The sequence below is a fragment of the Bradyrhizobium sp. 1 genome, assembly GCF_023073315.1.
Taxonomy (GTDB): domain Bacteria; phylum Pseudomonadota; class Alphaproteobacteria; order Rhizobiales; family Xanthobacteraceae; genus Bradyrhizobium.
The window spans coordinates 35,406-57,880 of the sequence record NZ_JADPJH010000014.1 but is presented as its reverse complement, the minus strand read 5'-3'; the positions used below and the strand labels follow the sequence as shown (position 1 = coordinate 57,880).

The 22,475-nt window shown below is 64.7% G+C and carries 19 protein-coding genes, 1 pseudogene and 1 riboswitch; of the genes and pseudogenes, 14 read left to right on the top strand and 6 right to left on the bottom strand.

The window, feature by feature from the left end; genetic code table 11:
• Positions 1-21 precede the first annotated feature (21 nt).
• On the bottom strand, positions 22-2,199 hold the full coding sequence (locus IVB29_RS08870) for a lytic transglycosylase domain-containing protein (RefSeq protein ID WP_247503025.1): 2,178 nt from the start codon (positions 2,197-2,199) through the stop codon (positions 22-24).
• A 336-nt stretch (positions 2,200-2,535) separates the two neighbouring features.
• Here IVB29_RS08870 and IVB29_RS08865 point away from each other — a divergent pair, with 336 nt between their 5' ends.
• Positions 2,536-4,272 carry an adenylate/guanylate cyclase domain-containing protein gene (locus IVB29_RS08865; RefSeq protein WP_247503024.1) on the top strand — a complete coding sequence of 579 codons (1,737 nt, stop codon included), beginning with the start codon at positions 2,536-2,538 and terminating at the stop codon, positions 4,270-4,272.
• Positions 4,273-4,314: 42 nt separating this feature from the next.
• Here IVB29_RS08865 and IVB29_RS08860 read toward each other — a convergent pair whose 3' ends face one another.
• Positions 4,315-6,447, bottom strand: coding sequence for a TonB-dependent receptor (locus tag IVB29_RS08860; protein WP_346731271.1), 2,133 nt, complete (start codon positions 6,445-6,447; stop codon positions 4,315-4,317).
• A gap of 413 nt (positions 6,448-6,860) precedes the next feature.
• Positions 6,861-7,069, bottom strand: a riboswitch (cobalamin riboswitch).
• Between the two features lie 164 nt (positions 7,070-7,233).
• Between IVB29_RS08860 and IVB29_RS08855 the strand changes: the two genes are divergently transcribed.
• The 5 genes from IVB29_RS08855 (at position 7,234) to IVB29_RS08835 (ending at position 9,193) form a co-directional block, all read left to right on the top strand.
• The gene (locus IVB29_RS08855) at positions 7,234-7,410 is read left to right on the top strand and encodes a hypothetical protein (protein ID WP_247503022.1); all 177 of its coding nucleotides are present in this window, start codon (positions 7,234-7,236) and stop codon (positions 7,408-7,410) included.
• A gap of 237 nt (positions 7,411-7,647) precedes the next feature.
• Entirely contained in the window at positions 7,648-7,860 is a 213-nt protein-coding gene (locus tag IVB29_RS08850; protein WP_247503021.1) for a hypothetical protein, read from the top strand.
• A gap of 113 nt (positions 7,861-7,973) precedes the next feature.
• Positions 7,974-8,231 (top strand): hypothetical protein, encoded by a 258-nt coding sequence (locus IVB29_RS08845; protein ID WP_247503020.1) that lies wholly within the window; start codon positions 7,974-7,976, stop codon positions 8,229-8,231.
• Positions 8,232-8,309: 78 nt separating this feature from the next.
• Complete coding sequence (locus IVB29_RS08840; RefSeq protein WP_247503019.1) at positions 8,310-8,531, top strand: hypothetical protein; 222 nt, start codon at positions 8,310-8,312, stop codon at positions 8,529-8,531.
• Between the two features lie 80 nt (positions 8,532-8,611).
• Positions 8,612-9,193, top strand: coding sequence for a hypothetical protein (locus IVB29_RS08835; RefSeq protein WP_247503018.1), 582 nt, complete (start codon positions 8,612-8,614; stop codon positions 9,191-9,193).
• A 25-nt stretch (positions 9,194-9,218) separates the two neighbouring features.
• Here the strand turns inward: IVB29_RS08835 and IVB29_RS08830 are convergent, their stop codons facing one another.
• Together IVB29_RS08830 and IVB29_RS08825 are read right to left on the bottom strand one after the other, a co-directional pair.
• On the bottom strand, positions 9,219-9,440 hold the full coding sequence (locus IVB29_RS08830; protein WP_247503017.1) for a hypothetical protein: 222 nt from the start codon (positions 9,438-9,440) through the stop codon (positions 9,219-9,221).
• The gene (locus IVB29_RS08825) at positions 9,440-9,880 is read right to left on the bottom strand and encodes a hypothetical protein (RefSeq protein WP_247503016.1); all 441 of its coding nucleotides are present in this window, start codon (positions 9,878-9,880) and stop codon (positions 9,440-9,442) included. Before IVB29_RS08825 ends, IVB29_RS08830 begins: the two co-directional genes overlap by 1 nt.
• Before the next feature lie 85 nt (positions 9,881-9,965).
• On the opposite strand from IVB29_RS08825, the gene IVB29_RS08820 reads away from it, so the two are divergent.
• The 3 genes from IVB29_RS08820 to IVB29_RS08810 all read left to right on the top strand — a co-directional run bounded on the left by IVB29_RS08820 (position 9,966) and on the right by IVB29_RS08810 (position 13,343).
• A complete protein-coding gene (locus tag IVB29_RS08820; protein ID WP_247503015.1) occupies positions 9,966-10,352 on the top strand; it encodes a MerR family transcriptional regulator in 387 nt (128 codons plus the stop codon).
• A gap of 458 nt (positions 10,353-10,810) precedes the next feature.
• The gene (ilvD, locus tag IVB29_RS08815; RefSeq protein ID WP_247503014.1) at positions 10,811-12,535 is read left to right on the top strand and encodes a dihydroxy-acid dehydratase; all 1,725 of its coding nucleotides are present in this window, start codon (positions 10,811-10,813) and stop codon (positions 12,533-12,535) included.
• On the top strand, positions 12,522-13,343 hold the full coding sequence (locus tag IVB29_RS08810; RefSeq protein WP_247503013.1) for a tetratricopeptide repeat protein: 822 nt from the start codon (positions 12,522-12,524) through the stop codon (positions 13,341-13,343). The genes ilvD and IVB29_RS08810 overlap by 14 nt, the downstream gene beginning before the upstream one ends.
• Positions 13,344-13,409: 66 nt before the next feature.
• Here IVB29_RS08810 and xth read toward each other — a convergent pair whose 3' ends face one another.
• A complete protein-coding gene (gene xth, locus IVB29_RS08805; RefSeq protein WP_247503012.1) occupies positions 13,410-14,207 on the bottom strand; it encodes an exodeoxyribonuclease III in 798 nt (265 codons plus the stop codon).
• A gap of 134 nt (positions 14,208-14,341) precedes the next feature.
• Here xth and IVB29_RS08800 point away from each other — a divergent pair, with 134 nt between their 5' ends.
• A complete protein-coding gene (locus tag IVB29_RS08800; RefSeq protein WP_247503011.1) occupies positions 14,342-16,672 on the top strand; it encodes an ATP-binding protein in 2,331 nt (776 codons plus the stop codon).
• A 79-nt stretch (positions 16,673-16,751) separates the two neighbouring features.
• Positions 16,752-17,207: pseudogene (locus tag IVB29_RS08795) on the top strand (DUF4272 domain-containing protein); the annotation flags it as partial.
• 109 nt (positions 17,208-17,316) lie between these two features.
• Here the strand turns inward: IVB29_RS08795 and erpA are convergent.
• Positions 17,317-17,646: an iron-sulfur cluster insertion protein ErpA gene (gene erpA / locus IVB29_RS08790; RefSeq protein ID WP_247503010.1), complete on the bottom strand. Its 330-nt coding sequence runs from the start codon at positions 17,644-17,646 to the stop codon at positions 17,317-17,319.
• Between the two features lie 122 nt (positions 17,647-17,768).
• Between erpA and IVB29_RS08785 the strand changes: the two genes are divergently transcribed.
• The 3 genes from IVB29_RS08785 to IVB29_RS08775 all read left to right on the top strand — a co-directional run bounded on the left by IVB29_RS08785 (position 17,769) and on the right by IVB29_RS08775 (position 22,444).
• Positions 17,769-18,965, top strand: coding sequence for a deoxyguanosinetriphosphate triphosphohydrolase (locus IVB29_RS08785; protein ID WP_247503009.1), 1,197 nt, complete (start codon positions 17,769-17,771; stop codon positions 18,963-18,965).
• A 9-nt stretch (positions 18,966-18,974) separates the two neighbouring features.
• Positions 18,975-20,765, top strand: a complete 1,791-nt coding sequence (gene argS, locus IVB29_RS08780; protein WP_247503008.1) for an arginine--tRNA ligase — start codon at positions 18,975-18,977, stop codon at positions 20,763-20,765.
• A 140-nt stretch (positions 20,766-20,905) separates the two neighbouring features.
• Entirely contained in the window at positions 20,906-22,444 is a 1,539-nt protein-coding gene (locus tag IVB29_RS08775) for an SPOR domain-containing protein (protein WP_247503007.1), read from the top strand.
• Positions 22,445-22,475 lie beyond the last annotated feature (31 nt).

Sequence of the window (22,475 nt, the reverse complement as noted above, 5' to 3'; positions counted from 1 at the left end):
TTTGCCCACCCTACGAGACCTCTAATCCGGCCCCATAAATCCCACCGGCGTCGCCTTGGCGCTCGCATCCTTCGCCACCACGCGCTGGTCGCTCTTGCCGGCCACCGCGCCGCTGCCCTCGAACCTTGCGCGATACACCAGCACGTTCTCCATCACCCGCTGGACGTAGTTGCGCGTCTCCGAGAGCGGGATGCGCTCGACCCAGTCGACCGGATCGACCTTGGGGTCGCGAGGGTCGCCGTGCACCTGCACCCATTCGCGCACCCGGCCGCGGCCGGCATTGTAGCCGGCGAAGGTCATGATCTGGTCGCCGCGATATTCCGACAAGAGCGCGCTGAGTTCGGCCGCACCCATCTGCGTGTTGTAGACGGGATCGGAAACCATCTTGTCCCAATCGTAAGTCAGGCCGAAGCGTTTTGCGGTATCGCGGCCCGCTTCCGGCGTCACCTGCATCAGGCCGACCGCATTGGCGGCCGACTTGTCGCGCTGGTCGAACGAGCTTTCGGTGCGCGCCACCGAATAGATCACGCTGGTCTCGATCGCGGGTGCGACCTGCTTGTGTTCGGGAATGCCGATGGTCGGGAAGGCGTAATGATCGAGCGCGAGCCCGCGCGCCAGCGCCGATTTGCCGACCTCCAGCATCACGCGCGCATCGTTGCGCCGGCCGGCGAGTTCGCCGAGCGCTTCGAGCGCTGCGACGTCGGTGCTCTCCTTGGCGAAATCCTCGGCGTAGTAGAACACCATGTCGCGCTCGCCGATGCCGTAGAGCATGTCGGCGGCGCGCACGCGCTCATCCGATGGCAGCGTGTCGGCCGAGGCCAGCACGGGCGAGGGCGGGCGCAGCTCGATCCGGTCGAGGCCGAGTCTCGCGCGGGCGAGCTGGCCGTAATAGGCGGTCGGATAGCGCGCCGCGGTCTGATAGCTCAGCTGCGCATCAGCCGTTGCGCCCATGGCTTCGGCGGCGCGGCCGCGCCAGTAATGGGCGCGCGACAGCGCGATCGGATTGGCCGAGCCCTCGTCGATCGCGGCGAAATGCATGATCGCCGCCTTGGGATCGTCGAGATAGCGCAGCGCGATCCAGCCGCACATGAAATGATAGTCGACGCGGTAGACCTCCATCGCCGGGATCGCTGCGGCGCGCACCACGTCGTAAGCCGTCCTGGCCTTGCCCTGGTCGAGCAGCTTTCGCGCCAGCAGGCGGCGCTCGCGCCACCACGCATCCGTGTCCTGCGCCGCCATCATGTCGGGTGCGGCAGCCAAAATCACCTCGGCCGCGTCGTCGATGCGGTCGTTCTGGAGATGCCATTGCGCCCGGCAGAGGACGTAGCCGAGATCGCGCCGCGCCTCGGTCGAGACGTCATCCAGATAGTCCTTGGCCTTGCTCGCCTTGCCGGTGACGGCGGAGCAGGCTTTCACGATCGCGAGCGCATCCTCGCCGAGCCGCTTGGCCGCGCGCCTTGCGCCGGCATAGTCCTTGGCGCCGAGCCGCTTGTCCATGCGGGCGCGATGGTCGTCGGCGGTCAGGAGATCGCGGAACGCCTCGTAGGACTCCTCCTCGCTGCGCTCGGACAATTCGTCGGTGCGCCAGGCCTCGCGGACGAGGCGCGTTGCCCTGTCGCTGTCGCCTTCAGCGAGCAATACCCGAGCCAGCGCGAACTTACCCTTGGCGCTGGTCGGCCGATCCATCGTGAATTTGTGCACGGTCGCCGCGTCGCTCTTTTCCTGCCACAGCCGCGCCTCGGCACGCCGGCGGAGCAGGGCGCTGCTCGGCCAAGCCGGATTCGCGGCGACGAAAGCGGCGTAACGCTTGAAGTTCGCGGTGCTCTCGGAATGGCGCAGCATGAACCAGTCGGCGAGCTTCTGTCCGGCGGGATCCGTGATGCGGTCGCGTGCGGCGGTCGCATCGTCGGTCTTGCCCTTGCGCGCGAGATCGATCGCGTCCTTCAGCGCGGCGAGGTCCCCGGTGAGCGGCGGCGCGGCCGGCTTGTCCGCGGCTTCGTCATCCTGCTTCTTCGGCTTGCGTTTGGCCTCGGCATGTTTGCCGTGCTTGCCCGCCGCAGCGTGGCGCTGCTTGCCGGCTTTCGCCTCATGCGTCTTCTTCGGCGCCGATGACTTGCTCTTCGCTGCCAGCTCCGCCGGAAGGAGCGCCAGCGCGGCCATGGCAACGAGACACGCGAGCGAGCGTAGGCACTGGTTCATGTCCATGGTCCCCCTGCGAAACCACTACAAACCAAGGTCCGCGACCGTATGCGGCTTGAGACTCAATCGATACGAGAATCGATGCCTGAGATGATGGCACGGCATCGTTTCGCATTTGTCACGCTGTCGCAACAATGCGGCAAAATACGGATGAGGCGCGGGAACTTCCGAAATGGCGGACAAGTCAGCGCTCTTAACCTTTGTTAACGAATAGGACTCGCGCGACGGTTGTGTGCGGTCAGAGGCGCCGTAAACGGCGAGATTGCGCGTGTTCCCGCCGTCCAATCCGGTGTATTGAGGTTCCAAGCCGTCCCCTCAGCTCCTTGCCCGACGCCCATGCCGCTTTTCAACCAGTCGATCCGGCGCAAGATCGTCGGCATCGCCCTCGGATTGATCGTCCTGATGCTCGTCACCTCGATCCTGTCGATGGTGATGTCGGGCCGCGTCGGCCGCCTCCTGGACGAACTGACCGAGCGGTATATTCCCGCCTACGGCCATCTGGCGCGGTCCAATGTCCGCTCGCTGGAGCGGGCGCTGGCGATGAGGCGCATGGTGATCGCAAAAATGCAGACGCCGCCGGACGAGGAGGGGTTTGCGGCTCGGCTGAAGACATTCAGGGACACGGACGCCCAGGTCGAGCAGGAGGCCGAAGCCGCGCGAAAGCTGATCAACGCGATCATCGATGACGAGAGCACGCCGTCGGACAATGCCGCGCTCGCCCGGATCGAGACGCGGATCGAGAATGCGGTCAAAGAGCTCCGCCGCGAACTGGACGACCAGGATACCAAGCTGCTGAAGCAGCTCGATGCCAAGGACTTTGCGGGCGCCCGCGACACGCTTGTCCATGTGGACGCGCTACGCGACCTCTTCACCCAGCGGATCGACGCGATCCGCGCTGACATGCTGTCCCAGGTATTCGTGAGCACGGCGCAGGTGATCCGACATCAGCGGCAGGCGATCATCGTCTCGGGCATCGTGACCATTCTCGCGGCGATCGTCGGGCTTGCCTTTTCGATCATGGTCTCCACCGGCATCACTCGTCCGGTCCGGCTGTTGCTGGCGGGCACCCGCCAGGTCGAGGCGGGCCACTTCGACAAGCCCATCAGCGTCTCGACGCAGGATGAGATCGGCGAGCTCGCCGCCGCCTTCAACCGCATGGTCGAGCAGTTGCGTCAGAACGAGCGCATTCGCGAGACCTTTGGCCGCTATATCGATCCCAAGGTGGTGCAGGGACTGATCGACAAGCCCGAGGTCGCCATCGACGGCCAGCGCCGGGTGATGACGATCATGTTCTGCGACATGAGCGGCTTTACCGCGATGAGCGAGGGCATGACCCCGCGCGGCCTCGTCAAGGTGATGAATCACTATTTCACGATGATGTCCGGTCCGATCAGGAGCAATCGCGGCGTCATCGACAAATATATCGGCGACGCCATCATGTCCTATTGGGGGCCGCCCTTCATTGAGGAGGAGGAGCAGGCCCAGCTTGCCTGCCTCGCCGCGCTCGACATGACCGACCAGGTACCCGCGCTCCAGAGGCAGCTCCCGGATCTCCTCGGTATCCGCGCCATGCCTGTGCCGTGCGACTTGCGGATCGGGATCGCCACCGGCGAGGTTTTGACCGGCAGCATCGGCTCCGAGCTGATGATGAGCTTTACTGTGATGGGCGATGCCGTGAACCTCGCCTCGCGCCTGGAAGCCGTCAACAAGGTCTACGGCACCCGCATCCTGATCTCGCAGGCGACGGCGGACGCGATCGGATCTCGCCTCGAATTGCGCGAGATCGATCGTCTCGCGGTCGTGGGCCAGAGCGTAGCGCAACCCATGTTCGAGGTGATGGGGAAGGCCGGCTCGCTCGCGAAGCCGCAGGAGAGCCTGCGCGCGCATTATATTGAAGGTCTCGCCGCCTATCGCGCCCGCCGCTTCGACGACGCGCGCGCCGCGTTCAACGCCGGGCTGGAGAGCGTCCCCGGCGACGGTCCGTCACTCGCCATGCTGGCCCGCATATCCCACTTCGAGGCTACTCCGCCGGACGCCGATTGGGACGGCGCCTGGCGGCTGGAGCAGAAATAGCGGTCGTTCTCCAGGTTTTGGTTCTTCACGTCTTGCGCGGCGTCACCATTTGAAGGACGCGGCCACCTCATAGCTGCGCGGCGCGCCCAGGATGATCTGGTCGTTGTAACCGGGGTCGCCCCAGGCGGCGTAGAGCTTGTTGGTCAGGTTCTTCACGCGGAAGCTGATCCGGGTCTGGTCGACGCCGGGGAAATACGCCTTCGGGATGTCGACGAACGCGAAGGCGTCGAAGATCGTGTAGGCGTTCATGGTGACCAGATTGTCCTGGAAGTTGAAGCGGTCGCCGACGTGACGGACGAGACCGCCGATCTCGACCGGCAGTTTGGTGTCAAAGCGATAGGACGCGCCGGCATTGGCGATGAAGTTCGGGACGTTCGGCGGCGTCTTGCCTGAATAGGACTGAAGCACGCCGCCGCCGTCGACATAGCTGAAGTCGATGAAGCGCGACTGCACGAAGGCGACGTTGCCCCACAATTTCAGACCGGCGACCGGGTTGACCGCGGCGGCGATCTCGACACCCTTCGACGCCATCTTGCCGGCGACGTTGAAGACGATGCCGCTCTCGGGCACGTAGACGTTCTTGCGCGCGATGTCGAAGGCGGAGAACGTCGCTTCCGCGCGCTTGTCGGCCGATTGCAGCTTGACGCCGGTCTCGTAGGTCCGTGACGTCGTCAGCAGCAGCGGCACTTGCGGGGCAAGGATGAAGATGTTGGCGACGGTCGGGTCCGCCGCCGTCGCATACTGGCTGTACAGCATGACCCCCGGCGTGACCTCCCAGGTGGTGCCGATGCGGCCGGTGACGGGATTGAACGTCTTCGAGAAGGGATAACCGCGGTCGGTGCGAAGCACGCCGTCAGGCGAGAAGCGCGTGCGTGACAGCTCGATGTCCTCGAAGCGGATGCCGCCGATCAGCGCGAAGGTCGACGTCAGCTTCAGCCGGTCCTCGAACGACAGCGAGGTGGTGTTCAGATGCGTATAGATCTTTTCGTCGCTGCGCGGGCCGTAGAGGCCGCGGTCTGGATTGACCAGGTCGACCGTGTCCGAGAAGAAAAGCGTGTCCTGCGAGACGTTGAACTGCGAGCTGCTCGCCATGACGGTGGCGACGAAGCGGTTGTCCATCCCGCCGAGGTTGGAGTTGACGGTGAGGTCGGTGATGTTGCCGTAGAGCCGCTGGGCGTGGTCCAGCGCCAGCCGCTCGCGATAGACGTTGTTCGGCCCGGAATCGTCGAACGAGGAGATCTCGTTGTTGAACCAGTGCCGGTGCGCATCGTAGCCGTAGACCTGGCTGCGCAGCGAGACGTTGTTGGTGATGTCCCACTGAAAACCGCTGCGCAGCCAGAGCTCGCTGGCGCCGCTGTGATTGTCGAGCACGTTGTAGCTGGTGGTCAGCGTGCGCGCGTCGATGGTGACGGGGTTGAGCGTTCCGGTATGGCCGTTGAGATAGTAGTTGGTCCACTGGCCCGAGACGATGCCGTTCGTGGGCACGATGCCCGGTGCGTTCGCCGGTACCAGCGGCGTGCCCCAGTAGAAGCGGTCCTTGTCCTGCTTGTATTCGGCCGCACCCCAGATTTTGAAGCTGTCGTTGACGCGGTAGTTCAGCTGGCCCGAGACGTTGCTGAGCTTCGAATAGGTATCGTCGATAAAGCTCTTGTCGTTGGAATGGCTGATGTCGAAGCGGTAGTCGAGACCGTTGATCAGCGTGCTGCCGCCCGATCCATAACCGGCGCGGTAGCCGTTGAAGGAATCGTATGACGTGAAGGCCTCATTGATAACAGGCCCGGTGTGCGGGGCCTTGGTCACGTAGTTGACGGCGCCGCCGGTCGCGCCGAGGCCCGCCACCAGCGAGTCCGGTCCCTTGATGATATCGACCTGCTGCAGATTGGCAGTGTCCATCGGACGGCCGGTCATGGTGGACGGACCGATCGGGATGCCGTTGTAGAGCGTGGTGAGCTGGTCGCCGGAAAAGCCGCGCATCGAGAAGATCGCGGGCGCGCCCGGCGCATCGCCGCCGGTGACGCCGACGGCCGCCTTGGCGATTTCGGTCGTCGTCCTGACGCCCAGATCCTGCATCGTCTGCTGGCCGATAACCTCGACCGTTGCCGGCGTTTCCCGTGCGGTGATCCCGAGCCGCGAGCCGACGCCGGTCACGACGGCCGTGTTGAGCGGCGTTTGCACCGGAGTATACGGTGGTTGGGTTACCGGAGCAGCAACGACGGGAGCGGCGCGAGCGCGTCCCGGAGCGCGCCGGGCCGCTCGCGGCTTCTGGGTGCCGGGGCTTATGGCTGGGGCCTGTCTCTGAGCAGGTGGGGTGACGATCACCGGATCGACCTCCCGGGAGCGGCTATCCTGCGTCGCGCTTTGCGCGAACGCCGCGGACGACAGCGATGCCGACGAGAGCACAGCAATCAGGAAAGCACGAGATAACGCTGGCGCAACGCCAGAATGGAAATGAAGATCTTGCACGACAACGCTCTGCGGCGACGCAAACAGACCGTCACCGCGGTTGCCTTAGCAGACTGCCTTCGCCCCTGGCGGCAGATGCACCGGCTACTCTTCCGACACCGGGGCACCCCGCCCAATGCGTTCGCGCGTGACTCATGGCTGGCAGCAGGTTTCCTGGCTCGCGGGTCATCGCCTTCGACCACCTTCCCAGAGGCCCAAGCGGGGCTCCAGTGGTTTGTTTGGTCGTCGGCTATCCGCCTACAGTTGCGGGGGCAGCCGCGGAATTGCCCGCCGAGACGGACGCACCACATTCCCTTGGAGAGCCCTTGCGGGCACTACCGTTCACGAAACTGGCATCAGGCGGGAGGCGCGTCAATATACTACCGGTCCGATAGGGCAAAGCGCGCAACGAGTGTGTCTTTCCGATCAAAAAAAATTCTACTCCATAACGATGTTCGCCGTGACCTATTTCCCGGGCTTAGGTTACGTGTCCTTGAGGCGTTTGATGGGGATACGCCGATGACAGAACTTGAGGACAGGCTGGAACGGTTCGAGACGCTCACCGCCGAATGCGAGCTGATCACCAAGCTCGCCACCGACAGCACCAAGCGCGAATTCTATCTCAAGCTCGCCGAGCACTATCACGAGCTGGCGAACGAGACGCGGCGCGCGGTTGCGACCAGAGCTGCTGCTTAAAAGGCCGCTGCTTGAGGGGTGACGTAAGCCTCGGACATGCAAACCGCGGCATGATGCGTGGAACCATTGCAGGGCCGCGCGGCTGAAAGCCGTTTTTAACGTTTGGCGCGCATCCTTGATCTGGATGCGTGGCACGCCGTGTGGCGTCGTTCCTCGCGATGGGAATGCCGGGGCTCGTTGCAGCGCAACTTGCCCTTGAGAACGTCGCTTTGACGGTGGCTTTTGCAGGGCGATCCCATGCGTGTCGTTGCGGTCCTCATCCTCGCGCTCATGACAGCGGCCTGCAACCAGGAGCAGGACATCACGGGCTCGACCGCAGCCTGCCTGGCGCGGAATTACAGCGCCTACAATCCCCGCGACATGAATCAGTGCGTGGCCGCCTGCAAGTCGTGTGGCCACGGCAACACCGTGACCTGCACCACCGCCTGCACCCTCAAGGGCGCGCACTGAGCGGCCTGCGGTTGGCAGGGATCGTTGGCTCGAGAGCTGACGGTGCCGGGGCACCGGAACGATTTATATGACATGACCATTGAGTGAGCGGGCACGGCGCGGAGTCCGATTGAATGGGTATGCTCGATCCCGGTCGCTTTCTGGTGTCATGCTCGCATTGCGAGGCCTGGCCGATGGCCGCCAATGTGAAACGTTCGAGTTGGTCGGCGTCCCCGCACGAGGTTCGTTTCGTATGTCCGCGCTGCCGCCGCGAGGAGACCGCGATCGTCTCGGCCTCTGGCGAATTGACGCCGATCCGGCGCCTGGACGTCGCGCCGCGCGACGTCAGCAAGGCTTGGGCTCAGGCCCAGCGCCTGCGAGGACGAACGTAAGTCACCGTGATCCCGATTTGGAACCCTGCCTTTCCCAAGGCGTTTCCGCCCCGACATCAACGTATCGAGGCCGGGCGCATGATCAGCGAGCATTTCGACACCCGCACACGGATCAACATGAAGCTGGCGCTGGACCGGGTCTGCCGCGATCGTCCCGACGGCGAGGCTCATGGCTTCCGCAGGTCGGTGGCCGAAAACATCATCCGGTGCGCGCTCGCAGGCAGGACCGGCATCGGCCAGCTCGTCGACGCCGGCGAGCGGGCGATGATCCGGACGCATGCGGAGCGGGAGCCGGCCTAGGCCCAATTGGGGCCGCTGCTCGCGTGCATGTCATATCGAGGCCATCAGGCGAATGTGCTAGGATCACTGCGAGGAGATCCATGATGCCTGCTGATATGCCTTCGCCCCATACCGACCGCTTTCGTCTTCATCCGGTCGCGCCGCGCCTTGCGCCGATGTTCGGTTTTGCGCTGCTGACGGTGTCGTGCGCGCTCGCGAGTTTCGCGCTTGCCTGCGCAACGCCGTTTGCGGCCTTCGCCGTCGTTGCGGCCGCGATGCTGCCGCTGCGTCCGGCGCTGCTCGTCGTCACCGGTGCCTGGCTCGTGAACCAGAGCATCGGTTTTGGCGTGCTGCATTATCCCGTCGATGGCAGCACCATCGCCTGGGGTTTTGTCCTCGGCGCGGCGGCACTTCTTGCGACCGCCGCAGCATCGACCGTGCTCCGCATGCTGCCGCAAGGCCGTACGCCGCTGATGCTGGCGATCACGTTCGTCGCCGCCTACGCGGTCTATGAGCTCGCGCTGCTCGCCGCGACGCCGTTCCTGGGCGGAGAGGGCGCCTTCACCGCGGCCATCGTCACGCGCATCGGGCTGACCAGCGCCGTCTGGCTCGCCGGCCTCGTCGCCGCCTGTGAGGTCGTGCGGCTTGTCGATCCGTTCGGTCGTGCGATGCGGAACGCATAAGCGCCGACCAACGTACGGAGTCCGGTCATTGCGATGACCGGACTTTGCTCCATCGCCGCAAGGCGACCGCCGTCCACACCATCTCGATAAATCCGAACGGCCAGGCGCCCTGGAGAAAGCCGTAAATCCCGCTGAGCGCGCATGCCGCTGCGAAGGCCAGCACATAATGCGGCCCGCGCGGCTCGTGTGCGTAGAACAGCAGCATCGCGCTGACCGACAGCATTCCGAAGATCGTGAGGGCGTCCATCAGCTCGCCGGCGGCTTCGGCTTCTTGACGGCGCCGAGGGCGTGGAAGACGGTGGACTCCATCACCGGCCACAGCGCAGCCGTCGCGGTCAGCACCGTCGCGGCGCACATCGCCGCCAGCACGGACGAACGGATTTTCAAGCCGCTCATCCGCGATCGCCACACGATCCAGCCCCAGGCACAGGCCACGACGGCGACCGACAATTTCGTCGTCAGACCGTGCGCGTGGTCGAGCACGGCGATGAGGCTTCCCGCGCTGGCGAGCGCCACAGCCGGCAATGTGAAGGGCAGCACGCAGCATGCCGTGCAGGCTGCAGCGACCACGGCCGTCGCGACCGCGGTGCCCGCGGCCTTGCCGCCGCCCGGCTCGGTTCTGCCTGCGCAGCCACAACCGGGCGACGTTTCGGAGGGCAGGTTGCAGGACGGTCCAATAACGCTCATGTCATTCTCCTCGAGCTTGTGCGTCATGGACCGGATCGCTACGCCCTCAAGCCACTTGAGGTTCAAGCGCAAAGTGAGAGCTTCCATGAGAATTGGCGTCCTCGCTAAAGCGGCCAGCGTCTCTGTCCCGACCATCCGCTATTACGAGAGCATTGGTCTTCTCGCGCCACCGGCGCGCCAGGGCGGCGAGCGCATCTACGGCAGCGAAGCCCTCAAGGCGCTCAATCTCGTCAGACACTGCCGCGAGCTCGACTTCTCCATCGACGAGACGCGCGACATCCTCGCCTCAGTGCAGCGGCGATTGCCCTGCAGCGACACCAAGACTTTCGCGGAGAAGCACCTCGGCTCGATCAGGAAGAAAATCGCCGAGCTGCGTGCGCTGGAAGCGACGGTGGCCGCGCTGGTCAGCGGATGCGAGACGACATGCTGCGGCAGCGCCGCGCCGGACTGCGTGATCTTGCAGGCGCGATGAACGCGCGCTGCGCTCGTAATGACGTGGAGAGATCTGCGCCAGTCCATCTCCGTCACCTGAGGTGGCTGCTTCTTCAGTGGCCCTCGAAGGGCGACGGGGGAGAGGGGACGACTCACTTTGCGGTGCGCCCGTGGTCGCCGGCCAACATGGGTGCGCGGCATCCGTCGTAAAATCTCAAGTTGTGGATTGTCATCTTCGCGAAGGTATTGCAGTAGCCTTACCCGTGTCTTCCCGGTAACGATTGTGCCGTCTTCGCAACACTCACGGCGGATTTAACCCTCATCACCGGTCGTTCGCATCAACGCCGCTTTTTGGCCACACCAGAACGTGAATAAAATCGCTCTAAGTTTTAGGGCAGCGGCGGTCTCTCAGGCGGCGACGGGAAATCCCAAGGTCGATTCAAATCTTGGCTTTGATTTTCCGGGTCTGACAAGGGTTCGCCAAGGAAACTGGTCGCGATGGACGCGAAGACCAACATCAAGCAGAGGCTGCCGAGCCGTCATGTGACGGAAGGCCCGACGCGCGCGCCCCATCGCTCCTACTTCTACGCCATGGGTCTGACTACCGAGCAGATCCACCAGCCCTTCGTCGGCGTCGCCTCATGCTGGAACGAGGCCGCTCCCTGCAACATCTCGCTGATGCGCCAGGCGCAGGCGGTGAAGAAGGGCGTCGCGTCGGCCGGCGGCACACCCCGCGAATTCTGCACCATCACCGTCACCGATGGCATCGCCATGGGCCATGACGGCATGCGCTCCTCGCTGCCGTCGCGCGAATGCATCGCCGACTCGGTCGAGCTGACCGTGCGCGGCCATGCCTATGACGCCCTTGTTGGCCTTGCAGGCTGCGACAAGTCGCTGCCGGGCATGATGATGGCGATGGTCCGCCTCAACGTGCCCTCGATCTTCATTTACGGCGGCTCGATCCTGCCCGGCAATTTCCGCGGGCAGCAGGTCACCGTGCAGGACATGTTCGAGGCGGTCGGCAAGCACTCGGTCGGCGCCATGTCGGACGAGGACCTCGACGAGATCGAGCGCGTGGCGTGCCCCTCGGCGGGCGCATGCGGCGCGCAGTTCACGGCGAACACCATGGCGACCGTCTCGGAAGCCATCGGCCTCGCGCTGCCTTACTCGGCCGGTGCTCCGGCACCGTATGAAATCCGCGACGCTTTCTGCACGACCGCGGGCGAGAAGGTGATGGACCTGATCGCCCAGAACATCCGGCCGCGCGACATCGTCACGCGCAAGGCGCTGGAGAATGCCGCTGCCGTCGTCGCCGCATCCGGCGGCTCGACCAATGCTGCACTGCACCTGCCGGCGATCGCGCATGAGTGCGGCATCAAGTTCGATTTGTTCGACGTCGCCGAAATCTTCAAAAAGACACCATATGTCGCGGATTTGAAGCCGGGTGGCCGTTATGTCGCCAAAGACATGTTTGAAGTAGGTGGCATACCGCTTCTGATGAAGACGCTGCTCGACAACGGATTTCTCCACGGCGACTGCATTACGGTCACCGGTCGAACGATCGCCGAAAACCTCAAGAGCGTGAAATGGAATCCGCACCAGGATGTGGTGCACCCGGCAGACAAGCCCATCACCGTCACAGGCGGTGTGGTCGGTCTGAAGGGCAATTTGGCGCCAGAAGGTGCGATCGTGAAAGTCGCGGGCATGTCCAACCTCAAGTTTACCGGTCCGGCGCGATGCTTCGACCGGGAGGAAGACGCGTTCGAGGCGGTCCAGAAGCGCACCTACAAGGAAGGCGAAGTCATCGTGATCCGCTACGAGGGCCCCAAGGGCGGCCCCGGCATGCGGGAAATGCTGCAGACCACCGCGGCGCTGACCGGCCAGGGCATGGGCGGCAAGATCGCCCTCATCACCGACGGCCGCTTCTCCGGCGCCACCCGCGGCTTCTGCATCGGCCATGTCGGGCCGGAAGCCGCCATCGGCGGCCCGATCGGGCTGCTCGAGGACGGCGACATCATCGAGATTGATGCGGACGCAGGTACCCTTAACGTAAAATTGAGCGACCAGGAGCTTGCCCAGCGCAAGACCAAATGGACCGCTCGCGCGACTAACCACACGACGGGCGCGCTCTGGAAATATGCTCAGCAGGTTGGACCGGCGGTCGGGGGGGCAGTGACCCATCCGGGCGGCGCGCACGAGAAACAGTGTTATGCGGACATCTAGGCGTGCCATAGTTGCGTTTGTGTTGGGGGCCAGTGCGCTGGCCGTTCCGGCGTTTGCCTTTGACGGCTCGCCGGCCAACAACAAGGACGCCACCATCCCCGTCGTGACGACCTTGCCGGGCGCTGTTGGAACCGTGCGCAGCAAGGTGCCGGCGGTGCCCCAGGAAACCTCTCTCAGCGCCCTGCAATATGCGGCCGAGGGCGGCCATCCCGGCGCGCAGTTCAAGCTCGGCCGCATGTACGCCAATGGCGACGGCGTCGCCCAGGACGATCTGCGCGCGTTCGACTATTTCAATCGGATCGCCAATGCGCATGCCGATGACAGCCCGTCGGCGCCGCAGGCGCAGGTCGTGGCCAACGCCTTCGTCGCGCTCGGCCGCTATTATCTGGCCGGCATCCCGAACTCGAAGATCAAGGCCGACCCTGATAGGGCGCGGGAGATGTTCTCCTATGCGGCCTCCTATTTCGGCAATGCGGATGCGCAGTACGATCTCGCCCGGCTGTACCTGAAGACGCCGGACGCCTCGCGCGAGGACTTCCGCTATGGCGCCCGCTGGCTCGGCCTTGCCGCGCAGAAGGGCCAGCACGAAGCCCAGGCTCTGCTCGGCCAGATGCTGTTCGCCGGCGACCGCCTGCCGCGGCAGGCCGCACGCGGCCTGATGTGGCTGACCTTGGCCCGCGACAGCGCCGGCAGCGACGAGACCTGGATCAAGGAAAGCTACAACCGCGCCTTCTCCAAGGCCTCGGACGACGACCGCGCCATGTGCCTGCAAATGCTGGAACAGTGGGTGCAGGGCCGCCGCGACTAATCGCGGCGCGACCGGTGCCGTAGGTGGATTAGTCGAAGGCGTCATCCACCACGTCCGGGCTCAGGCTCACGCTGCCTCCAGATCCAGATCCGCCCACACCGGTACGTGGTCCGACGGCTTCTCCCAAGCCCGCACATAGCTGTCGATCCCGACATTGGCGAGCTTGTCGCTGGCCTGCGGCGACAGCAGCAGATGGTCGATCCGAAGGCCATGGTTCTTCTGCCAGGCGCCGGCCTGATAGTCCCAGAAGGTGTAGAGCCCGGGCTCGTCGGTGACGGCCCGCAGGGCGTCGGTCAGGCCGAGGCCGAGCAGGGACTGAAAGCTCTCCCGCGTCTCGGGCTTGAACAGGGCGTCCTCGGTCCAGGCCGAGGGATTGTGGACGTCGCGGGCGTGCGGGATGACGTTGAAGTCGCCTGCGAGGATCAGCGGCTCCTCGGTCTTAAGGCGCTCCTTCGAATACTCAAGAAGCCGCGACATCCATTTGAGCTTGTAGGGGTATTTCTCGGTCCCGACCGGGTTGCCATTGGGCAGATAGAGGCAGGCGATGCGCAGCACGCCAGACTTGAGCGTCACCACGCCCTCGAGGAAGCGGGCATGGGCATCCTCGTCGTCGCCGGCCAGCCCCGATTTGGTCTCGTCGAACTTGAGCTTCGAGAGCAGGGCGACGCCGTTGAACGTCTTCTGCCCGTGGGTGACCACGTTGTAGCCGAGCGCCTCGATCTCCAGCCGCGGGAAGGCCTCGTCGACGCATTTGATCTCCTGGAGGCAGACGACGTCGGGCTGGCACTCCCTGAGCCAGGTCAGGAGCAGATCGATCCGCTGCCGGACGGAGTTTACGTTCCAGGTGGCAACTCTGATGGGCATGTCGGCAGGCTCCGGGCAGGGGCAACCGTTAGAACAAACTGCAAACGTGCCCGTCAAGCGCGCCGCAAAATCTCCCACAAAATTAACCCGGCTTAAGCAGGCCGCAGGCCATTGATACGGAAAAGGTTCTGCGGATGGGATGGCCGGTCGAAACTTCACAACGAGCTGAGCCGCGCGACGGCCTGATCGGCGCGTTCCTGTACTGGCTCGGCGGCTTCGAGATCGAGGACGGCCTGACCGCCGATCTCGGCGAGCGTGAGCTCGGCCGGATCCGCGCCAAGCAGATCGACGCGGTGACGCAGCTGATCCCGGTGACGATGGCCGTCACCATGCTCAACGTCGCCATCGTGCTGATCTTGTTCTGGGGCAGGGGCTGGAACGACTTCCTCGCGATCTGGGGCATGACGCTTGCCGTCACCGCCTCGCTCGCGGTGCGCGCGTGGCGGCGGTCGCACCAGAACCCGCCGCAGGAGGCGTCACCGCGCGCCGCGCGGCAGATGCTGCGGCAGGCGTTTTTCCTCGCGGCGATCTGGGGCACGCTGCCGCTGGCGCTGTTCAGCCGGGTCGAGCCGACCAGCCAGCTCATTCTGGCCTGCCTGATGGTCGGCATGATGTCGGGCGGCGCCTTCACGCTGTCGACCTTCCCGCGCGCCGGCCTCGTCTATCTCGCCACCGTGACCGTCGCCTGCACCGGCGCGCTAATGTTGTGCGGCACCGGGCCGTATCTGGTGACGGCGGTGTTCCTGCTGCTGTTCGCATTCTTCATGGCGCGCAACATCGTCTCGCAAGGCAATCTGTTCCTCGGCAATCTCAAGGCCCGGCTCGACCTCGAGCGCCAGACCGAGATCATCTCGCTGCTGCTGAAGGATTTTCAGGAGAACGCCAGCGACTGGCTGTGGCAGACCGACGCCGAAGGACACCTCGTCGATGTGCCGCAACGCTTCGCCGACGTCGCGCAACTGCCGCTTCCGCTGCTGAAGGGTTCGCACTTCGCCGACGTGCTCGACATGCTCTGTCCCGACGACAAGAGCGCGGCCTACAATGTCGTCGGCCTGATGGAGCACGCCGAGCCGCTGCACGAGATGAACCTCAGGGTCGTCGCCGGCGGCGAGGCGCGGCTGTGGTCGCTGACCGCGAAGCCGGCCTATGACCGCGACGGCCAGTTCCTCGGCTATCGCGGCTTCGGCCGCGACGTCACCGAGCGCTGGCGTGCCGAAAAGGCCGAGGCCGAGAGCCGCGCCAAATCGGATTTTCTCGCAGTCATGAGCCACGAGATCCGCACGCCCATGAACGGCGTGCTCGGGCTCGCCAGCATGCTGCTGGAGACGAAACTCGATCCGGAGCAGCACGAGGCCGTCACCACGATCCGCGAGTCCGGCGACAATCTCCAGCGCATCCTCAACGATATTCTCGACCTCTCCAAGCTCGAGGCCGGCCGCTTCCAATTCGAGGCGATCGACTTCGCGCCGCAGACGCTGGTCGAGACGGTCGCGACCGTCGTGCGTGCGAGCGCCAAGAGCAAAGGACTCGCGGTCAAGGTCGAGCTCGATCCGAACCTGCCGCCGACGCTGCGCGGCGACGTCGCGCGCATCCGCCAGGTCCTGCTCAATCTCGCTTCCAACGCGGTGAAGTTCACCGACCAGGGCGAGGTGACAATCTCAGCGACGTGTCAGGCGCGCCGCGATCTGCTCGCGACAGTCGAATGGGCCGTGACCGACAGCGGCATCGGCATCGCGCCCGAGAAGGTTGGCCAGCTGTTCTCTGACTTCGCGCAGGCCGACGCCTCGATCAGCCGCCGCTTCGGCGGCACCGGGCTGGGCTTGGCGATCTCCCGGCGCATCATCGAGCAGATGGGCGGCACCATCGGCGTCACCTCGACGCCGGGCGAGGGCTCGACCTTCCGCTTCACGCTGGTGCTGCCCTGGAGCCAGGCGCAGGCCTCCGACCAGGCGGACGGCCGCGACGAAGCCGACGAACTCAAGGCGCGGATCGCCGGGCTCGACCGGCCGCTGAAGGTGCTGGTCGCCGAGGACGACGCCGTCAACCGCATGGTGGTGAGCAAGATGCTGGGCGCCTTCGACGTCGAGCTTCGGGTCGTCACTGACGGCGTCCAGGCCGTCGAGGCGGTGTCCGAGGGCGATTACGATGTGGTGCTGATGGATGTGCGCATGCCCGACATGGACGGCCTTGCCGCGACCCGCGCGATCCGCGCACAAGGCGGGCGCTTCGACGCCTTGCCGATCATCGCGCTGACCGCCAACGCCTTCTCCGAAGACGTCAAGATCTGCCGCGAGGCGGGCATGTCGGATTTTCTGGCAAAGCCGCTACGCAAGCCCGCACTGGCCGCCGCGCTGCTGCGGGCGCTGGACGGTCACACGATGTCGGAGGACGCACCGCTTCAGCCGAAGCTGATGCCTGATGACGTCGAGTGGACGGACGAGGAAAGGCAGATGACCGGCGCCTAAAGCGCCCGTCAGATGATGCTGATCACGGTGTCGCGCGACATGGAGACTACCGCAACCCAAGGGCGAAGGACTTGATCAAGAAATAGTTGAAGGAGTTCTGGAATTCCACGAACTCCGGCCACATCTGACGCCGAAGGAACTCGCCTTCGTGTTCGACCATTCGCCCTCGCAGCACGACCGGGTTCAATTCACTTGGAGGCATGAAGCTGCCTGGGCTCTACTTTGGGCATTGGGCTTCGTGGCTCAACTAGGCAAGCCGGCAGAGATTTGCGACGTGGAATTCGCCGCGAGGACGATGACCGAACGGACAACTACTCAGTTCATCGAAGAGTCCGAACTTCGTCCGATCGCCGACATTCTTGATCAGGCCGATCTGATCTACAGGTACCACTGGGCTGTTAGAAACGCCCGCATGAAGGGACAGCAGGTACAGGCAGATCTCGATCCTGGCGTGACAAAAGAGAGACATTACGCTTTGAACTGGCTCATCGGATACAATGAACAAGCGTGGGACCACGTCACGACTGACACCTAACCCTCCATTGAGGGTGAGCGGGCGACTCTCAGTTTAGCGCAAAGCAGCGGGAAGACGCGATTTCAGCGTGCCCAGTACGGCGAATGGGGGTCTTCGAATTTCGAGCGCGTCAGATCGAGAAGCTGGTCCCGCAGCCGCAGGACGCCGTCGCGTTCGGATTGTTGACGCGGAACGAGGCGCCGATCAGATCGTCGACGAAATCGACCTGCGAGCCCGCCAGGAACGGCTGCGAGGCAGAATCGACCAGCACCACCGCGCTCTCCTGCTCGATCACGAGATCGTCGTCGGTGCGGTCGCGGTCGATGTCGAACTTGTACTGGAAGCCGGAACAGCCGCCGCCCTCGACCGAGATGCGCAACATCGCGCCTGTGCCTTCGCCCTTGAGGATCTCCCCAATCCGGCGTGCGGCGCGGTCACTGATGGTCACGTCAGTCGTCATGGCTCGTCTCCGATAGTCCCGCGGTCATATCCAATTCATTTGGTATCGCGCGTCCGGCATAGTTAAGTGCCACCATACGCAGAATCAAATGGATAGGGACTAAATTCGCCGTGTCCGTCGGAATGGCAGCCCCCCGCGCGCCCTTTGCCTGCGATCCCGACCGCAGCCGCGGCCGGCTGGTCGCGGAGCCGCCGAGCCGGACCCGGAGCCCGTTCCGGCGGGATTGCGACCGGGTGATCCATTCCACCGCGTTCCGCCGCCTCAAATACAAGACCCAGGTGTTCGTGTTCCATGAGGGTGACCACTACCGCACCCGGCTGACCCATTCGCTGGAGGTGGCGCAGATCGCCCGCGCGCTGGCCCGGCAGCTTGGGCTGGACGAGGACCTCACGGAGACGCTGGCGCTCGCCCATGATCTCGGCCATCCCCCGTTCGGGCACGCCGGCGAGCGGGCGTTGGATGCCTGCATGAAGGATTTTGGCGGTTTCGACCACAACGCCCAGACGCTTCGCGTCGTCGCGTCGCTGGAGCACCGGTATCCCGAGTTCGACGGGCTCAACCTGACCTGGGAGTCGCTCGAGGGCATCGTCAAGCACAACGGCCCGCTGACCGATCGCAGCGGCGCGCCGGTCGGACGCTATCGAGAGCACGGCATTCCCGTCGGCATCGCCGACTACATCAAGACCTACGATCTCGAATTGTGGAGTTTTGCTTCGCTCGAAGCGCAAGTGGCTGCGATCGCGGACGACATTGCCTATGACGCCCACGACATCGACGACGGCCTGCGCGCCGGGCTGTTCCAGCTCGATGATCTCAAGGTGATGCCGCTCACCGCGGAGATCATCGCCGAAACCTCGGCGCATTATCCCGATCTCGAAGATTTCAGGCGCGGCGCTGAACTCGTGCGTGAGCTGATCTCGCATCTGATCGGCGCGGTGTTTGCGGAAGCCGAGAGGAACCTCGCCGCCGTGAAACCGCAATCGGCCCAGGACGTCCGGCAGCAGAGCCGGGCGCTGATCGCGTTCCCGCCTGAAGTCGCCGAGGAGGAGGCCGCCATCAAGCGCTTCCTCTACCAGCACATGTACCGCCACAAGCGGGTGATGCGGGTGATGGGGGAGGCGGAACAGATCCTGTTCGACCTGTTCGCAAAATACCTGAAATCGCCGGACGAGCTGCCGCCGGAATGGCTGCTCGGGGCGGAGGCTGATCATGAGGGCGACCGGGCCCGGCGGATCGGCAATTTCATTGCCGGAATGACCGACCGTTTCGCCCTGACCGAGCACCAGCGGCTCTTTGACTCGACCCCGGATTTGCGTTAGGCGGCGACCATGCCCGACACATCCTCAGCACCGCATTTGTTCGCCGACGTGCTCGCACGCGTGCACGCTGCCTGCCGCGCGCTCGCGGCCGAAGCCAACTGGCCCGAGGGCATCGATTTCTCGCGCGTGGTGGTCGAGCCGCCGCGCGATGCCTCCCATGGCGACATGGCGACCAACGCCGCCATGGTGCTTGCGAAAGAGGCAAAGGCAAAGCCCCGTGACCTCGCCGAGCAGATCGCCGAGCGGCTGCGCGCTGACGCATTGATCACCAAGGTCGATATCGCCGGTCCCGGCTTTATCAATTTGACGCTGCAGCCGGCCGCCTGGGCCGAGGCGCTGCGGACAGTGCTGCGCGAGGGCGCCGATTACGGCCGCGTCCGCGGCGGCTCGAAGGTCAACGTCGAATACGTCTCGGCCAATCCGACCGGGCCGATGCATGTCGGCCATTGCCGCGGCGCCGTGTTCGGCGATGCGCTGGCCAGCCTGCTCGAGTTCGGCGGCCACGATGTCACCCGCGAATATTACATCAACGATGCCGGTGCGCAGGTCGACGTGCTCGCGCGCTCTGCCTTTCTCAGGTATCGCGAGGCGCTGGGCGAGGATATCGGCGCGATCCCGGAAGGGCTCTATCCCGGCGACTATCTCAAGCCGGTGGGCGAGGCGCTTGCCAAGGAGCATGGCGACAAGCTCCGCGCGATGAGCGAGGCGCAATGGCTGCCGACAGTGCGCGCCAAGGCGATCGCAATGATGATGGACGAGATCAAGGGCGATCTCGCCGCCCTCAACATCCGTCACGACGTGTTTTTCTCGGAGCGCTCGCTGATCGAGAGCGGCAACAACAAGGTTGCCGAGACCATCGATTTCCTGAAGGCCAAGGGCGACATCTACGAGGGACGCCTGCCGCCGCCGAAGGGCGCGCCGATCGAGGACTGGGAAGACCGCGAGCAGCTGCTGTTCAAGGCGACCGCTTATGGCGACGACGTCGATCGTCCGCTGATCAAGTCGGACAATTCCTACACCTACTTCGCCTCCGACATCGCCTACCACAAGAACAAGTTCGACCGTGGTTTTGCGGAGATGATCGACGTCTGGGGCGCCGATCATGGCGGCTACATCAAGCGCATGCAGGCGGCGGTGAAGGCGACGACGTCAGGCAAGGGCGCGCTCGACGTCAAGATCGTCCAGCTCGTGAAGCTGCTGCGCAACGGCGAGCCGGTGAAAATGTCGAAGCGGAGCGGGGACTTCGTCACCTTGCGTGAGGTGGTGGATGAGGTCGGCCAGGACGCCGTCCGCTTCATGATGCTCTACCGCAAGAACGACGCGGTGCTCGACTTCGACCTTGCCAAGGTCATGGAGCAGTCGCGCGAAAATCCGGTGTTCTACGTCCAGTACGGCCACGCCCGCGGCCACTCGATCTTCCGCAACGCCCGGGCTGAGGTGTTCCCGGAACTGCCGGAGGATGCCGGCAAGCGTATCGCCTGGCTCGGTGAGTCGGCGGTAGAGCGGCTGTCGGACCCGGTGGAGCTTGATCTCCTCAAGCGCCTCGCAATTTTTCCGCGGATGCTGGAAGCCGCCGCCGCGGCCCACGAGCCGCACCGAATTGCCTTCTATCTCTATGACTTAGCGAGCGAATTTCATGCACTTTGGACGAAGGGGCGCGATTTGCCCTATTTACGCTTCATTATCAATAATGATGCAGATCTAACAAAGGCGCGACTGGCCATGGTCCAGGGCGTCGTCTCGGTTCTGGCATCGGGCCTCGCCATCCTCGGCGTCCATGCCCCGGACGAGATGCGGTAGTTTGGGGCGAACTACCTAAGGGGAATTTGGGGGTAACCGGCAGAAGCCGGATCGCTTAGACTTGGTTGACAGCCTTGTGGGTCGAAGGCCGTGCCTTGGTCGAGGGGCGCGCGGCTTTCCCGAAGGGACGCATCATTACGATGGCCGAACGATATCAGGACAGACCGTTTCCTTCCGACGACTATGGTCGCGGTAGCGATCAGCATGGCAAGGCGGACAATGATCCCCTGGCCGAACTCGCCCGCCTGATCGGACAGACCGATCCATTCGCAGCGCAGGGGCGGCCGAGCGCGCAGCCGCCGGCAGCGCCCGCTCAGAGCTATCAAGGCGACGACTATCCGCAGGACGATTATCAGCAGGACTATGCCGAGCAGGCCTCGCCGCCTCCGCCCGGGCCGCCCTCATGGATGCGGCGCGCCAACGTGCAGCCGCAGCCGGCCCCCGCGCCGGAGCCCGACTATCCCGTCTCAGTAAACCCGGTTCACCCGTTGCATCGCTATTCCGCCCAGCCGACCGCGCCCGAGGTCCAACAGCCGCAGGCCTATCAGGATCACGCTTACCAGGCTCAAGCCTATCAGGATCAGGCTTACCAGCAGCCCGATCAGGCGTACCAGGACCAGGCCTATCAGGAGCCGCATCAGCAGCCCGATCCGGCGCGTTACGACGATGCGCTCTACGGACGGCTGGAGGCGGGCGAGCAGGACTATCAGCGCGATCCCGCCTATCCGGACGATCCCTACGCGTTCCAGAGCGATTATCCCGAAGCCGATCTCGAGGAGCCGAAGAAGCAGCGCGGCGGCCTGATGACGGTCGCGGCGATCCTGGCGCTTGCCGTGGTCGGGACGGGGGCTGCCTTCGCCTACAAGACCTATGTGGGCTCGCCCCGCAGCGGCGAGCCGCCGGTCATCAAGGCCGACAACACCCCGACCAAGATCGTGCCGGCGCCGACGGATTCCTCGGCCAAGGTGCCGGATCGGATGGTCACCGGCGACGGCACCGAGAAGATCGTGCCGCGCGAGGAAGCGCCTGTCGACGTCAATGCCAGGGCGAGCGGTCCGCGCGTCGTGTTCCCGCCGCTGAACCCGAATGCGAACCCGCCGCCGGTGGCGAGCGTGTCGTCGTCCACTTTGCCGCCGTCAAGCGCGGGTCCGGTCCCGAGCAACGGCACGATGCCGGCCACAACGCCGCGCCCGGTTCGGACTGTCGCCGTGAAGGGCGATCAGACCGATAGTGGCACGCCGCAATCGGCGGCCAGGCCGGCAGCTCCGCCGAAGCCGGTCGCAGCACCCGCCGCGCCGCGTACACCGCCGACCTCGGCCAATGCCAGCGCCAACCAGCCGCTCTCGCTGGCGCCGCAGGCATCGCCCGCCGAGCCGCAGCAGCGGATGGCTGCCACCAATCCCACCCAGATCGCGCCAAGCGCTGCTCCCGAGACCCAAGGCGTCATGGTGTCGGTTTCGTCTCAGGACACCGAAGCCGCGGCCAAGGAATCGTACCGCGTGACGCAGGGCAAATATCCGTCGGTTCTGGGCTCACGCTCGGCGGTGATCAGGCGGACCGAATTGTCCGACGGCAAGGTCAAGTACCGTGCGTTGGTCGGCCCCTACCGGTCGCGCCAGGAGGCCTCGCAGTTCTGTAAGGAGCTGATGGCCGCCGGCGGGCAGTGCTTTATCCCGTAGTATTATCCGCCGATTCCTTGACCCTCTGACG

Excerpts from the sequence above, each read along its gene's own strand:
- IVB29_RS08870 (WP_247503025.1), bottom strand. The coding sequence starts at position 2,199 with ATGAACCAGTGCCTACGCTCGCTCGCGTGTCTCGTTGCCATGGCCGCG.
- IVB29_RS08865 (WP_247503024.1), top strand. The coding sequence starts at position 2,536 with ATGCCGCTTTTCAACCAGTCGATCCGGCGCAAGATCGTCGGCATCGCC.
- IVB29_RS08855 (WP_247503022.1), top strand. The coding sequence starts at position 7,234 with ATGACAGAACTTGAGGACAGGCTGGAACGGTTCGAGACGCTCACCGCC.
- IVB29_RS08850 (WP_247503021.1), top strand. The coding sequence starts at position 7,648 with ATGCGTGTCGTTGCGGTCCTCATCCTCGCGCTCATGACAGCGGCCTGC.
- IVB29_RS08845 (WP_247503020.1), top strand. The coding sequence starts at position 7,974 with ATGGGTATGCTCGATCCCGGTCGCTTTCTGGTGTCATGCTCGCATTGC.
- IVB29_RS08840 (WP_247503019.1), top strand. The coding sequence starts at position 8,310 with ATGATCAGCGAGCATTTCGACACCCGCACACGGATCAACATGAAGCTG.
- IVB29_RS08835 (WP_247503018.1), top strand. The coding sequence starts at position 8,612 with ATGATGCCTGCTGATATGCCTTCGCCCCATACCGACCGCTTTCGTCTT.
- IVB29_RS08830 (WP_247503017.1), bottom strand. The coding sequence starts at position 9,440 with ATGGACGCCCTCACGATCTTCGGAATGCTGTCGGTCAGCGCGATGCTG.
- IVB29_RS08825 (WP_247503016.1), bottom strand. The coding sequence starts at position 9,880 with ATGAGCGTTATTGGACCGTCCTGCAACCTGCCCTCCGAAACGTCGCCC.
- IVB29_RS08820 (WP_247503015.1), top strand. The coding sequence starts at position 9,966 with ATGAGAATTGGCGTCCTCGCTAAAGCGGCCAGCGTCTCTGTCCCGACC.
- ilvD (WP_247503014.1), top strand. The coding sequence starts at position 10,811 with ATGGACGCGAAGACCAACATCAAGCAGAGGCTGCCGAGCCGTCATGTG.
- IVB29_RS08810 (WP_247503013.1), top strand. The coding sequence starts at position 12,522 with ATGCGGACATCTAGGCGTGCCATAGTTGCGTTTGTGTTGGGGGCCAGT.
- xth (WP_247503012.1), bottom strand. The coding sequence starts at position 14,207 with ATGCCCATCAGAGTTGCCACCTGGAACGTAAACTCCGTCCGGCAGCGG.
- IVB29_RS08800 (WP_247503011.1), top strand. The coding sequence starts at position 14,342 with ATGGGATGGCCGGTCGAAACTTCACAACGAGCTGAGCCGCGCGACGGC.
- erpA (WP_247503010.1), bottom strand. The coding sequence starts at position 17,646 with ATGACGACTGACGTGACCATCAGTGACCGCGCCGCACGCCGGATTGGG.
- IVB29_RS08785 (WP_247503009.1), top strand. The coding sequence starts at position 17,769 with ATGGCAGCCCCCCGCGCGCCCTTTGCCTGCGATCCCGACCGCAGCCGC.
- argS (WP_247503008.1), top strand. The coding sequence starts at position 18,975 with ATGCCCGACACATCCTCAGCACCGCATTTGTTCGCCGACGTGCTCGCA.
- IVB29_RS08775 (WP_247503007.1), top strand. The coding sequence starts at position 20,906 with ATGGCCGAACGATATCAGGACAGACCGTTTCCTTCCGACGACTATGGT.